The sequence below is a fragment of the Methanoculleus sp. DTU007 genome, from assembly GCF_001512385.1.
GTDB classification, from domain to species: Archaea; Halobacteriota; Methanomicrobia; order Methanomicrobiales; family Methanoculleaceae; genus Methanoculleus; species Methanoculleus thermophilus.
In genome coordinates this window covers 1-11,638 of record NZ_LFRO01000016.1, presented here as the reverse complement: position 1 = coordinate 11,638, position 11,638 = coordinate 1, and the positions used below count along the sequence as shown (strand labels likewise).

Annotated in this window: 16 protein-coding genes; 8 read left to right on the top strand and 8 right to left on the bottom strand. The window is 61.3% G+C overall.

Annotated features, from left to right (window positions below):
* The 6 genes from ACI94_RS01775 to nifS all read right to left on the bottom strand — a co-directional run.
* The coding region (locus ACI94_RS01775; protein WP_353743237.1) for a 4Fe-4S binding protein at positions 1-593 on the bottom strand (593 nt) is incomplete at its 3' end.
* 51 nt (positions 594-644) lie between these two features.
* Positions 645-1,052: a molybdenum cofactor biosynthesis protein MoaE gene (locus ACI94_RS01770; RefSeq protein WP_066957497.1), complete on the bottom strand. Its 408-nt coding sequence runs from the start codon at positions 1,050-1,052 to the stop codon at positions 645-647.
* A gap of 15 nt (positions 1,053-1,067) precedes the next feature.
* Complete coding sequence (locus tag ACI94_RS01765) at positions 1,068-1,340, bottom strand: ubiquitin-like small modifier protein 1 (RefSeq protein ID WP_066957499.1); 273 nt, start codon at positions 1,338-1,340, stop codon at positions 1,068-1,070.
* A complete protein-coding gene (locus ACI94_RS01760) occupies positions 1,337-2,071 on the bottom strand; it encodes a HesA/MoeB/ThiF family protein (RefSeq protein ID WP_273258975.1) in 735 nt (244 codons plus the stop codon). Before ACI94_RS01760 ends, ACI94_RS01765 begins: the two co-directional genes overlap by 4 nt.
* 4 nt (positions 2,072-2,075) lie before the next feature.
* Positions 2,076-2,465 (bottom strand): Fe-S cluster assembly scaffold protein NifU, encoded by a 390-nt coding sequence (nifU, locus tag ACI94_RS01755; RefSeq protein ID WP_066957747.1) that lies wholly within the window; start codon positions 2,463-2,465, stop codon positions 2,076-2,078.
* Positions 2,466-2,470: 5 nt separating this feature from the next.
* Positions 2,471-3,664, bottom strand: coding sequence for a cysteine desulfurase NifS (nifS, locus tag ACI94_RS01750; RefSeq protein WP_273258974.1), 1,194 nt, complete (start codon positions 3,662-3,664; stop codon positions 2,471-2,473).
* A 140-nt stretch (positions 3,665-3,804) separates the two neighbouring features.
* Between nifS and ACI94_RS01745 the strand changes: the two genes are divergently transcribed.
* The 7 genes from ACI94_RS01745 (at position 3,805) to ACI94_RS01715 (ending at position 9,685) form a co-directional block, all read left to right on the top strand.
* Positions 3,805-4,095, top strand: coding sequence for a transcriptional regulator (locus tag ACI94_RS01745; RefSeq protein ID WP_318010069.1), 291 nt, complete (start codon positions 3,805-3,807; stop codon positions 4,093-4,095).
* 14 nt (positions 4,096-4,109) lie between these two features.
* Positions 4,110-4,910 carry an ATP-dependent sacrificial sulfur transferase LarE gene (larE, locus tag ACI94_RS01740; RefSeq protein WP_066957507.1) on the top strand — a complete coding sequence of 267 codons (801 nt, stop codon included), beginning with the start codon at positions 4,110-4,112 and terminating at the stop codon, positions 4,908-4,910.
* Positions 4,907-6,091 (top strand): aminotransferase class V-fold PLP-dependent enzyme, encoded by a 1,185-nt coding sequence (locus ACI94_RS01735; protein ID WP_286681022.1) that lies wholly within the window; start codon positions 4,907-4,909, stop codon positions 6,089-6,091. Before larE ends, ACI94_RS01735 begins: the two co-directional genes overlap by 4 nt.
* Positions 6,091-6,870, top strand: coding sequence for a formate dehydrogenase accessory sulfurtransferase FdhD (fdhD, locus tag ACI94_RS01730; RefSeq protein ID WP_066957511.1), 780 nt, complete (start codon positions 6,091-6,093; stop codon positions 6,868-6,870). The genes ACI94_RS01735 and fdhD overlap by 1 nt, the downstream gene beginning before the upstream one ends.
* Positions 6,871-7,529: 659 nt before the next feature.
* The gene (gene pdxS / locus ACI94_RS01725; protein ID WP_066957513.1) at positions 7,530-8,426 is read left to right on the top strand and encodes a pyridoxal 5'-phosphate synthase lyase subunit PdxS; all 897 of its coding nucleotides are present in this window, start codon (positions 7,530-7,532) and stop codon (positions 8,424-8,426) included.
* Positions 8,427-8,557: 131 nt separating this feature from the next.
* Entirely contained in the window at positions 8,558-9,058 is a 501-nt protein-coding gene (locus ACI94_RS01720) for a GNAT family N-acetyltransferase (protein WP_066957515.1), read from the top strand.
* 117 nt (positions 9,059-9,175) lie between these two features.
* Positions 9,176-9,685: a hypothetical protein gene (locus ACI94_RS01715; RefSeq protein ID WP_224732765.1), complete on the top strand. Its 510-nt coding sequence runs from the start codon at positions 9,176-9,178 to the stop codon at positions 9,683-9,685.
* Between the two features lie 78 nt (positions 9,686-9,763).
* Here the strand turns inward: ACI94_RS01715 and ACI94_RS01710 are convergent, their stop codons facing one another.
* Positions 9,764-9,973, bottom strand: coding sequence for a hypothetical protein (locus ACI94_RS01710; RefSeq protein WP_066957516.1), 210 nt, complete (start codon positions 9,971-9,973; stop codon positions 9,764-9,766).
* A 92-nt stretch (positions 9,974-10,065) separates the two neighbouring features.
* Between ACI94_RS01710 and ACI94_RS01705 the strand changes: the two genes are divergently transcribed.
* Positions 10,066-10,320: a winged helix-turn-helix transcriptional regulator gene (locus ACI94_RS01705; protein ID WP_066957518.1), complete on the top strand. Its 255-nt coding sequence runs from the start codon at positions 10,066-10,068 to the stop codon at positions 10,318-10,320.
* 184 nt (positions 10,321-10,504) lie between these two features.
* Here ACI94_RS01705 and ACI94_RS01700 read toward each other — a convergent pair.
* The coding region (locus ACI94_RS01700) for a nitrogenase component 1 (RefSeq protein ID WP_286681021.1) at positions 10,505-11,638 on the bottom strand (1,134 nt) is incomplete at its 5' end.

Genomic DNA, 11,638 nt, shown 5'->3' with positions numbered 1-11,638 from the left:
GGGTAGTCTCGCTCATCGAGGGCACCGGCCGGGCAGGCGCGGACGCAGAGCATGCACCGGGTGCAGAGGTCGTCAGAAAGCATCGGATCGGGCGGGAGGTCGGCGGCGGTGAGGACCGAGCCGAACCGGACGCGGGGTCCGTACTTTGGTGTTATGAGGGTGTTGTTCACGCCGAAGGTCCCTAGCCCCGCAAGGAGCGCGGCGTGCCGGTGGGAAAAGAAGGCAATAGGGCTCTTCTGGAGCACCTCGATGGACCCGTAGCCGTCCCGGGGGACGAAGACCGAAGGGTATCCGCAGTCGTTGAGGAATGAGGCGAGCCGGTAGGTGTACTGGTCGAGAAGGGTGTTGACGGTCTTATACAACTCGTGGTAGTAGATCGAGGGGGTGGTCTCAAGCACCGGGAGATGGACGGGAAGGCCGATGACGATCACTGACCGGGCCTCGGGAAAGATCGATTGCGGGTAGAACTCCTCAGGCATCCAGGGCTGGAACGGCGGGTTCTCCCACCGGTCGGTGCTTGCGATCCCGATGAGCGGGATCTCCATCCGCCGGCACCGTTCGAGGACGGCTGCTTTGAGGTCGCTGTTCATCATCGATATCTTTTCGCCCGGCGGGAAAAAAGGTTCACCCCGGGAGGAGGGGGTCTAATCGACGTACTCCCCCGGCACCCACCGCTCGCCGTCCCGGTAGAACTCCTTCTTCCAGATCGGGACTGTCTGCTTGATCCGGTCGATGATGTACTCGCAGGCGGCGAACGCCTCTTTCCGGTGCCCGGCACCGACGATGATGAGGAGGATGGTCTCGCCGACCGAGAGCGATCCGACCCGGTGGACGATATCCACCGACTCAATCGGGTATTTTTGCATCGCCTCGTCGCGGATCGCCTCCATTTCGCGGACCGCGACTTCCTCATAGACCTCAAGTTCCATCCGCTCCACCCCGCCGTCGTCCCGGACAACGCCGCAGAAGGTGACCAGGGCTCCCATGCCCGGCCTCTTCGCCGCCTCGATCATCGCGCCTGCGTCGATGACGTCCCGTGTAATTCCAATCATATCTCCATCTCCTCCTCATCCACCTGCGACCGGCGGGAAGATAGCGATCTCGTCTCCGTCCGCAAGGGGATCGGGGTCGTCTCTCTTCACCCGTCGTCCATTCCGCATCAGGATGACGTGCGCCCGGAGCGCCCCGGTCTCGTCAAAGATTGCATCGCCATTATCTCCGGCACGATCCCGGAGCGCGGCGAGAACCGCCGCCATCGTCGCCCCATCGGGGAGATCGACGAGAAGGTCGCTCCCGAGGATCTCCCGGAACCGGGCGAACGCCTTCACTCGAACCTTCATTGACACACCTCTCTACTGCAGGCAGGGCATCCCGACCGCCGCTCCACGGCAAACGTCTCAAGTTTCGCCGCAAGGCCGTCCCAGAGGAGGAGCCGACCGGCGAGGAGGTCGCCGGAACCGGTGATGTACTTGATCGCCTCGTTCGCCTGGATGAGACCGATGAACCCCGGCGTCGTCCCGACGACCGGGAAGACCTCGGCGGGCGGGGCCTCCGGGAAGATGCACTCAAGGCAGGCCGTCCGGCCGGGGACGATCGTCGTCACCTGGCCGTCGAACCCCCGGATGGCACCGTGGATGAGCGGCACGCCCGACCTGATCGCCTCCCGGTTCAGGAGGTAGCGGGTCGGGAAGTTGTCCATCGCGTCCACGATCAGGTCGGCACCGGCGGCCAGGTCATGGACGTTCGCTTCATTGATCGTCGCTTCCAGGGCTTCTATTCGGACGTCGGGGTTAACCTCCCGGAGTTTCTCCTCCGCGGATCGGACTTTCGGTATGCCGAGATCCTTCTCCCAGTGGAGAACCTGCCGGTTTAAGTTGGTCCGGTCCACGACGTCCCTGTCCACAAGGCGGATCTCCCCTACGCCGGCGACGGCAAGATAGAGGGCGATCGGGCAGCCAAGACCCCCCGCCCCGGCGATGAAGACCTTCGCCTGCTTCAGCCGCTCCTGCCCCTCCTCACCGAAGAGGAGAATCTGCCGGCTGTAACGCTCACGTTCCCGCTCGGTGAGCATCAGGTTATCCTCCGCTCGCCTCCGGCGAACCGTGCCGTGCCCGGTAATCGGCGATTGCCTTGCGGATCCCCTCCTCGGCGAGGACCGAACAGTGGAGCTTCTGGGGGGGCAACCCCTCCAGCGCCTCGGCGACCGCCTTGTTGGTGACCGCCAGCGCCTCGTCGAGAGTCTTTCCCCGGATGAGCTCGGTGGCCATCGAACTCGACGCAATGGCGGCGGCGCACCCGAAGGTCTTGAACTTTGCATCCACGATCCTATCCCCTTCGATCCGGAGGGTTATCCGCATGATGTCGCCGCAGGCAGGGTTCCCGACCTCACCGACACCGTCCGCATCCGGGATCTCCCCCATGTTCCGGGGGTTCATAAAATGGTCCATGACCCGTTCGCTGTACATGATGATCACGCATATCGTTCAGGGCTCAGGGGGGACATCCTGCGCAGGCGCTCGATCACCCGGGGCAGGACCTCGAGGACGTAGTCGACGTCCTCCTCGGTATTCCGGGAGCCGAGGGTGAGCCGGAGGGAGCCGTGCGCCTCCTCGTGCGGAAGACCGCAGGCCACAAGAACATGCGAGGGCTCAAGCGATGCCGATGTGCAGGCGCTCCCCGTCGAGGCGGCGATCCCGAGTGCATCGAGCATAAGGAGGAGCGATTCGCCCTCGACGTAGCGGAAGGCGACGTTCACGTTGTTCGGGAGCCGCTCGGTAGGGTGACCGTTTAAGCGGGTCTCCGGGATGGTCTCGAGGATTCCCTTGATCAGTCGGTCTCGCATCGCGGCAAGCCTTGGGGACTTCTCAGGCATCTCGGCGACGGCTAGTTCGATAGCCTTTCCGAGCCCCACGATCCCCGGAACGTTCTCGGTCCCGGCCCGTCTTCCCCGTTCCTGCGCCCCGCCGTCCATGAACGTCCCGATCCGGGTCTTATCCCGGATATAGAGCGCCCCCGTCCCCTTCGGGCCGCCGAACTTGTGACCCGAGAGCGAGAGGAGGTCGATCCCCATGTTGTCAACGTCGATCGGTATCGCCCCGATCGCCTGGACGGCGTCGGTATGGAAAGGAACGCCGTGGTCGTGAGCAACTTTCGCGATCTCGGCGACCGGCTGGATCGTCCCGATCTCGTTGTTTGCCGTCATCACCGAGACGAGGATGGTTTTGTCGGTGATCGCCTCCTCGACCGAGGCAGGGTCAACCCGGCCGAACTCGTCGACAGGGAGGTAGGTGACCCGGTAGCCCTGCTTCTCAAGGCTCTGGCAGGTGTGGATGACGGCGTGGTGCTCGATCGCGGAGGTGATGATATGATCGCCTTTCTTTCTGTTTGCGGCTGCAACCCCCTTGATAGCCCAGTTGTCGGCCTCGGTTCCCCCGGAGGTGAAATAGATCTCCTTGGGGTTTGCGCCGATCGCATCCGCCACCTGTCTCCGCGCCTTCTCCAGTGTCACCCGCGCCTCGCGGGCGAGGGCGTAGACGGAGGAGGGGTTCCCGAACCGCTCCGTAAAGCAGGGGAGCATCTCTTCGATGACCTCCGGCCGGACCGGGGTCGTCGCCGCGTGGTCCATATAGACCAGCCGTGATCTCCGATTAACCGTAGTATTCATGCTGCACCCCGGCTCTACGCAAAGGTATTTCATCCCTGAAGTCAAAATTAACAATTGTTAACATCATTGTTAGATCCACTCCAAAACCATTAAACATTGTGGTATTAATGAAACTCCCCTGCCAGTTAATTGTATGGAATGTGCTGCCCGCAATCCGTGCGGCGATCGCAGAAGAACTAATTAACATGGGCGTCTCGCAGCTCGAGGCCGCCCGCCTCCTTGAGATGACACCCTCAGCGATCTCCCAGTACCGCACCGGGAAGCGGGGCTACCGGATCGTCTTTGAAGGCGAGGTAAAGGAGGCAATCAACCGGCTTGCGCAGGACCTCAAGGCCGGCCAGGTGGACGACCTCGCCTCCCGGATATGTGAGATATGCACGCAGATCCGCGAAGAGAACCAGCTCGGCGAACTGTGCGATACAGAAGCATAAGGAGAACGATACCGATGAACTCCAGGTGCAGCAAAGAAGCGGTCATCGAGGCCCTCAAGGAGAAGGGTCCTTTGCTTATCGCATACTCCGGAGGCGTCGACAGTTCGCTCCTCGCCGCACTGGCCGTCCGCGCGCTCGGGAAGGAGCGGGTCCGGTGCGTCCTCCTTGACTCGCCGCTCATCCCCCGGCGAGAGGTCGAGGCGGCGCGAAAGACCGCAGCCCGGCTGGACCTTCCCCTGGAGGTCGTGGCGTTCCCGATTCTTGAGGATGAGGCCTTCCGGGCGAATCGGCCCGACCGCTGCTACACCTGCAAGAAGGCATCGGCCCGCCTGCTCAAAGATCTGGCCCGGCGGGAAGGGATCGGCACGGTCGCGGACGGGACGAACCTCTCCGACCTCGGGACCTACCGGCCGGGGCTTGCCGCAGGCGACGAGGAGGGGATCTCGCACCCCCTCGCCGATGCGTGTGCGACGAAAGACGATGTCCGGAGAATCGCCCATGAGTGCGGACTATCGCTCTGGAGCAAACCATCGGCGGCCTGCCTTGCCACCCGCCTCCCCTATGGGACCGAGATCACAGAGGAGGCGCTCGCCCGGATCGAGGCGGCCGAGGATGCACTGCATGATCGGGGATTTTCCCAGGTGCGGGTCCGCCTTCACGGTGACGTCGCCCGGATCGAGGTGCCGCCCGAGGAGATGGAGCGGCTCTTTTCCATGCGGGATGATGTGACGGCGGCCCTCCGAAAGATCGGTTTTACCTACGTCGCCCTGGACCTTGCCGGGTACCGGAGTGGGAGTATGGATGAGGTCCTATGAGGATCGAAGACTGTAGAACGGACTTCCCCATCACACGGGACCTCATCTACTTAGACAGCGCCGCAACATCCCTCACCCCAAAGCCTGTGGTCCAGGCGATGGTCGAGTACGACCTTCGTTACCGCGCAAACGTCGGGCGGGGCGTCCACCGGCTCGCCAATGTCGCCACCCACCGCTACCGGGACGCCCACGACGCCATAAAGTCGTTCATTGGGGGCGAGGGCGGCACCCTTACGATCACCAGAAACACTACCGAGGCGATCGGAGCGGTCGCCGCCGGCCTCGACTGGAAGAAGGGCGACCGGGTGGTGACGACGCTCCTCGAGCACCACTCAAACCTCCTACCCTGGCTCCGGCTCCGAGAACGTGGAGTCGCGGTGGATATCGTTCGGCCGAATTCCGATGGCGGCCTCGAGATAGCCGATCTGGAGGGGGCCATCCGCGACGAGACCCGGCTCGTCGCCGTCACCCACGCCTCAAATGTCCTCGGCACCGTCCTCCCCGTCCGGGAGATCGCCGGGATCTGCCGCGACCGGGGCGCAAAGTTCCTCGTCGACGGAGCCCAGTCGACCCCGCACATCCCGGTCGACGTCGCCGCCATCGGGTGCGACTACTTCTGCTTCTCGGGCCATAAGATGCTTGGGCCCACCGGGACGGGCGGGCTCTGGATGCGCCGGCCGGATCTCGAACCGCTCCATGTCGGGGGCGGTTCGATCGAGAGCGCGTCGTCCGACGGCTACACCCTTGCTCCCGGTGAAGAGCGATACGAGGCGGGGACGCCGCCGGTCGCCGGCACCATCGGGCTTGCCCGGGCGGCGGCATATCTCCGGGAGATCGGGATGGACGCCGTCCGGCGGCACGAGGAGCGGCTCACCGCCCGGCTCATCGACGGGCTTGCGGCGCTCGACGGCGTTACGGTCGCGGGCCTGGATGCCGGGACCGATCGGATCGGCGTCGTCTCGTTCACGGTCGAGGGGATGCACCCGCACGAGGTGGCCCAGATCCTCGACGAGGCGTCCGCCGTTCTGGTCCGGTCGGGGCACCACTGCTGCCAGCCGCTGATGGAGCACCTCGGTCTCCCGGACGGGACGGTGCGGGCGAGCACCTACATCTACACCACAACAGAGGAGATTGATACGTTGATAGCCACCGTTGAAGAGATCTCCCGGAGGGCGATCTGATGCTCTACCGGGAACTGCCGATCGTCAAAGTCGACGACGAGTCGTTCGTCGCCGCGACTCACCCCGTCGTCGAGGAGATGCCTCTCTCCGTGACCGTCAACGGGCGCCACGCCCTCACCGCCATGACAAGCCCGGTGATGCTCCGGGAGTTCGTCGTGGGGTACCTCTACACGGAACGGATCGTCCGGGAACTCGATGAGATCGAGTCGATCCGGATCGAGGGGAATACCGCAAGTGTCCTCACAAAGAACCCGTTCTCGATCCTCACCTCGCACAAGACCGTCCTCTCCGGGTGCGGCGGGACCGCGTCGTTCCTCGACGCCGGGCGCCTTCCTGCGATCCGCTCCGATCTCACACTCGCGCCCGAGACGATCCGGGCGGCGACGAAAGAGACGCTCGATTCGGATCTCCACAGGATCACCGGCGGCATCCACCTCGTCGGGCTCTTCGACGGAGAGGGGAAGGCGATTCTGATCGCCGCGGATATCGGCCGGCACAACGCGCTCGATCGGGTCATCGGCCACGGGCTTCTTGCCGGGATCGATCTTTCGCGGACGTTTGCGGTCAGTTCCGGACGGATATCCTCCGAGATGGTCAGGAAGTGCCTGGTCGCAAACATCCCTGTGATCGTCTCGCGGGGGGCGACGACCACCACCGCCGTCGAGGCCGCAAAGGCCGGCGGGCTCACGATCGTCGGGTTCGTCCGGAGCAGAAAGATGAACATCTACACCGGGTGGGAGCGGGTCCGCGGCGCGTCACAGGCGGCCGCCGGCGAGTGAACGCCCCCGCTGCTGCCTTCTGCACCAGGGGGTCTTCGCGGTATTCGTCGACACCCCTTCCCCAAGTTCAGGAATCTCCCGTATGCTCTGTGCAGAAGAGTGATCATATCAGGTACAGTCGTTCACGGGTGTGCGGCGGAAGTTGCGTGAGAAGAACATCCTGGAGATGAAGGCAGCCGACATGCCCTCCGGGACATAATCCGGGAAAGAGGGCCGCATGGGCACCGTTCCCGGAGTTTGTGCGGCAATGATACTCTCCGCCAGGCAACGGAGTGCCGGTTCATGGCGGAGAGGGTGCAGAACGAGCGGGCGGGGTGCTGTGCTGTAACATGGGTTTTCCAATGCCCAGCCGGACGATACTGGCCCATCTCTCTTATTTTGTTCACATCCGTGAACTATACCCGGGTACGTGCCGGAAGAATTTATTTCGACAGAAATGGACAAAATTTGCCGCAATATGCGCGATGACGGGCAACATCCACGAATGAGCCGTACGGACGACTCGCCGGTCGGACTGGAGAGGAGAGAAAATTCACAATTGTGAATATATTTAAAACCTTACGAAACACACCCTTGCTCAAGACAGAGGATACGCTCATCAGGGACCCGTCTCCGGCATTCGGGCACCGGGTTGAGCGAGATCCCGGGAAGGAGAAAAAATGGACTTAAAAGATCTCAGGTCCGGTACCGAACTCCTGAAGAGAGGGTTTGCGTCGATGCAGAAAGGCGGCGTCATCATGGATGTCGTGAACGCCGAACAGGCACGAATTGCAGAGGAGGCGGGTGCCGTTGCGGTGATGGCGCTCGAACGCGTCCCTGCCGACATCCGGGCGGCAGGCGGCGTGGCCCGGATGGCCGATCCGGAGAAGATCGTGGAGATCATCGATGCGGTCTCGATCCCGGTGATGGGCAAGGTACGGATCGGCCATTTCGTCGAGGCGCAGGTACTCGAGGCGCTCGGCGTCGATATGATCGACGAGAGCGAGGTTCTCACGCCTGCCGACGAGGAGTACCACATCGAGAAGAAGCGGTTCTCTGTCCCGTTCGTCTGCGGAGCCCGAAACCTCGGCGAAGCCCTCCGACGGATCGATGAGGGAGCGGCGATGATCCGGACAAAGGGCGAGGCCGGCACCGGCAACGTCGTCGAGGCTGTCCGGCACATGCGTGCGATCATGGGCGAGATCCGGCTCCTGCAGGGGATGAGCGAGCAGGAGTTGATCAACCGTGCTCGCGAGATAGAAGCGCCGGCGGACCTGGTCATCGAGTGCGCAGAGCGCGGCCGGCTCCCGGTGGTGAACTTCTCGGCCGGCGGGATTGCAACGCCTGCCGACGCGGCGCTGATGATGCAGCTCGGCGCCGACGGGGTCTTTGTGGGCTCGGGCATCTTCAAGTCGTCCAACCCGGAACGGATGGCAAGAGCGATCGTGGAAGCGGTGAACCACTACGACGACCCGGCGGCAATCGCCGGCGCATCCCGTGGGCTCGGCGAGGCGATGCCGGGGCTTGACGTCCACCTCCTCAGCAAAAGCGAGACGCTCCGGTACCGCGGGCGCTGATACCGATACATACAGGCCCGGGATTACTGCTGCAAAACCCCGGCGGGATACGGACGAACCATCGTGAGGTTTGCAGCAGAAATCCCGGTGAATATCGCATAAACATATCGGGATCATACAGACCAGAGGCGGTGAGAGAGACGGCAATAAAATTTCAGTTGGCCCGGAAAGGCGATCTCCCGGTCATTGCAGAGATTTACAACTATTATAGCCATCACACGACCGCGACGTTTCACGACGGGGATATCACCCCGGCGGAGTTGAGCAAGGACTACCCGCCGGGCGATCAGGTCTATCGGGCGTACCTGATCCTGGACGGTGAAGAAATCCAGGGATATTGCGGGGTGCGCAGGTACAAAAATTTGCGGGCATATGACAGAACTGTGGAGATCTCGATCTACTTAAAGCCGGAGCATACCGGTAGGGGGATCGGGAAGATCGCTCTCTCTTTCCTTGAGGATCACGCGAGGAGGGCAGGGATACGTGTGATCCTGGGAACAGTCACGGGTGAGAACCATGCGAGCACCAGGCTATTTGAGGCGGCGGGTTATTCCCGATGCGCTCACCTCCGGAACGTCGGAGAGATAGCGGGGAAGGTCCTCGATGTCGTGATGTACCAGAAGGAGCTCTAGCGGGAGCAGCCGAAACGATGAGAGGGCGTTCCGCAACATTTGCCGCATTCAGGAAAATGTCCGAATATTCCCGTCAATGTTTGCTGAATCGCCTGAGCATAAATGGTTTCCCGCCCCATGGGTGGAGGTGATCCTGCGGGAGGAGAGAGGGAAGCAGCCATCCATGGGAAAGAGAGCGTCGGTACATCGACGGTCGCGCCGAATCATGCTGTCTCCCACATCTGCAGCATCATTGAGGTGTTCCGGCCCACCCTGATCGGCTCGGTCTACGTGCGTCCAGTACCATCAGTTCACAGATGCTTTGTGGGGGCGGAAGAACAGGCGAAGATAAGGCAGAAGGATATGCAGTCAGGAAACCCATTCTTCAGAAAGACGCCGAATTATCGGGTTCTGATCGATTCGGAAGGCATCGGCCACATCCGGATCATCAAGCGGGTGAACTTCAGGACGGTCCTCGCCATCTTCAGGGACCTGTACCTGGAGTTAAAGAAGAAGACAGCAAGACCGCATATCATCGTCTACGTCTCGCCCTCGCTCTCATCGGAGATGTCTGAAAACATGAGGGATTTCCTTGATTTTGCCGCCGCCTGCATGGAAGGCAGGTTCGAGTTGACGATCCTCGAATGATGCGCCGGTGTGGGTTTTTGACGTCTTCATCCCAATATCGGGCAGATACGGCGATTCATACGTGAGCTACTCCGCCTTTCAGGGCAGGGCTTCCTGCTGCATCAATAACAACCTATAGCCACAATCGCGCAATAACTGCACGGCGAGAATCGCTGACATCTCTTCCGAAGCATACAGCGCCCGGGCGATCCACGCACCGATATCGTCAATTTTTGACTTTTTTGTTGTTATATGGTATAAATTGCCCCTATCCCCAATCACATCACTACGATTGACCATCGAATCCATCGCAGGGACAATCGAAAAAGTTAACAATTGTGAACCACAACATGAGTATGGTGATTCCACTATGAGGGATCGTTTTTGTCAACGAAACTGACGTGAATGAGAAGAGACTGGCAAAGATCGGACACCTCCCGCCGTCGGCAAAACTCGTGTACAAGGTTCTCGAAACAGGCGGTCAGTTCACCCAGAAAGATCTGATCCGCGAGACCTCTCTGCCGGCGCGCACCGTGAGATACGCTCTGAACAGACTCAAAGAAGAAGGGATACTTATAGAGCGGCACTATTTCATCGACGCCCGCCAGAGCCTGTACGGACTGAACGTCCCGGAGCCGGAGGTGATAACCGCATGATGCGGCCGCCTATGCGTCTCGATATAACCCCTTAAACATCCTCCTCTGTCCCTCCGTGGACCGACCCTGACACCATTTTTCACGCGGGAGACCTCAACTCCGGGCTCTCTATTGCTGCACCGGTGCGTTCGACGATCGTCCACACTCGTCGACGGCGTTCCCAAAAAAAGGACGGAAATCTCCGTCACAGAGGCCCGACAAACGAACTGATGATCTCTTCAAACAGGGTCAAGGCTCCGTCGAACCCGGCGTAGGTCCGATTCAGGACGAGCCGGTTCAATGCAGGGAACGCGACGGTGATGGGGAGCGCGCCCCACTCCGCGAGAGCAATAGGGGCTTCGAGGGAACTTGCAAACAGGAACAGGAACGATCTTCCCAACAAGTTCTGCCGTATAAGATGCGCATCTGTCTCGAAGACCACCTCCGGTTTGAGAGGGGTTTCAAGGTCTTCTGTGAGCCACCTGACAATCTCGTCACGCACCTCCTCGGGCGGGTCGTCGGTGATCTGGACGATATCCGGCAGGTAGCCAAGCTCATTGATGAGGAAGCGCGAGATGCCGATCGCAGTCCCCGAATCCGCCGCAACCGCAAAGAACGGGTGCGGCCGGACAAGCATGTGGGCATCGCCTCCGTATTCGATGAACCGGTACACCCGCCGCTCTTCCCGCGCGATCACGCGCTCGACAACCTCTTCCGATATATCGAAGACCTTTGCCACCCTGCGCAGAAACTCCGCAGTCTGCTTCGGCCCCACGGGGACCGAAGGGAAGGTCAGGTACGGTGTGCCGAACTTCTCTTTCAGGAGTTTCGCCGTCCGGTGGCCGTTCCAGGTGGAGAGCACGATGTTGTACTCTGCAGCAGGAATGTCACGCAGCTGAGCCGCCCCGTCGAATTCCGCGAGGAAGACATTGGCCGTTATCCCGATCTCGGCGAGAAGGTTCTTAATGGTCCGCGCATCGCCTTTCCAGAAGACATGCTGGTATGGGACGATACCGAATACGTTCACCGTCTTTGGCCGGATCTTCTCCGCAGGTTTGAGAAGATCCTCTATCAACCCCTCGAAGAAGAGCTCATAGCCTTCGTACGAATTTCCGGCAAACCCGGAGGACCGCACGAAGAAGATATCATTCTTCTCGCGGAACTCCTTGACGACAGNNACGTCGTCCCCGATCAGCGACGGGACGCAGCCGTTTATGACCGCATAGAGTTCTCCGTCCATCAACTCAGTGCTCGCGCGGATCAGGTCCCGGAGCTTCTCCTCACCTCCGAATACCACGTGGTGCTCCACCAGGGAAGAGCAGGGGGTGCTGGTCCCCCC

Excerpts from the sequence above, each read along its gene's own strand:
- ACI94_RS01770 (WP_066957497.1), bottom strand. The coding sequence starts at position 1,052 with ATGATTGGAATTACACGGGACGTCATCGACGCAGGCGCGATGATCGAG.
- ACI94_RS01765 (WP_066957499.1), bottom strand. The coding sequence starts at position 1,340 with ATGAAGGTTCGAGTGAAGGCGTTCGCCCGGTTCCGGGAGATCCTCGGG.
- ACI94_RS01760 (WP_273258975.1), bottom strand. The coding sequence starts at position 2,071 with ATGCTCACCGAGCGGGAACGTGAGCGTTACAGCCGGCAGATTCTCCTC.
- nifU (WP_066957747.1), bottom strand. The coding sequence starts at position 2,465 with ATGTACAGCGAACGGGTCATGGACCATTTTATGAACCCCCGGAACATG.
- nifS (WP_273258974.1), bottom strand. The coding sequence starts at position 3,664 with ATGAATACTACGGTTAATCGGAGATCACGGCTGGTCTATATGGACCAC.
- larE (WP_066957507.1), top strand. The coding sequence starts at position 4,110 with ATGAACTCCAGGTGCAGCAAAGAAGCGGTCATCGAGGCCCTCAAGGAG.
- ACI94_RS01735 (WP_286681022.1), top strand. The coding sequence starts at position 4,907 with ATGAGGATCGAAGACTGTAGAACGGACTTCCCCATCACACGGGACCTC.
- fdhD (WP_066957511.1), top strand. The coding sequence starts at position 6,091 with ATGCTCTACCGGGAACTGCCGATCGTCAAAGTCGACGACGAGTCGTTC.
- pdxS (WP_066957513.1), top strand. The coding sequence starts at position 7,530 with ATGGACTTAAAAGATCTCAGGTCCGGTACCGAACTCCTGAAGAGAGGG.
- ACI94_RS01715 (WP_224732765.1), top strand. The coding sequence starts at position 9,176 with ATGGGTGGAGGTGATCCTGCGGGAGGAGAGAGGGAAGCAGCCATCCAT.
- ACI94_RS01710 (WP_066957516.1), bottom strand. The coding sequence starts at position 9,973 with ATGGATTCGATGGTCAATCGTAGTGATGTGATTGGGGATAGGGGCAAT.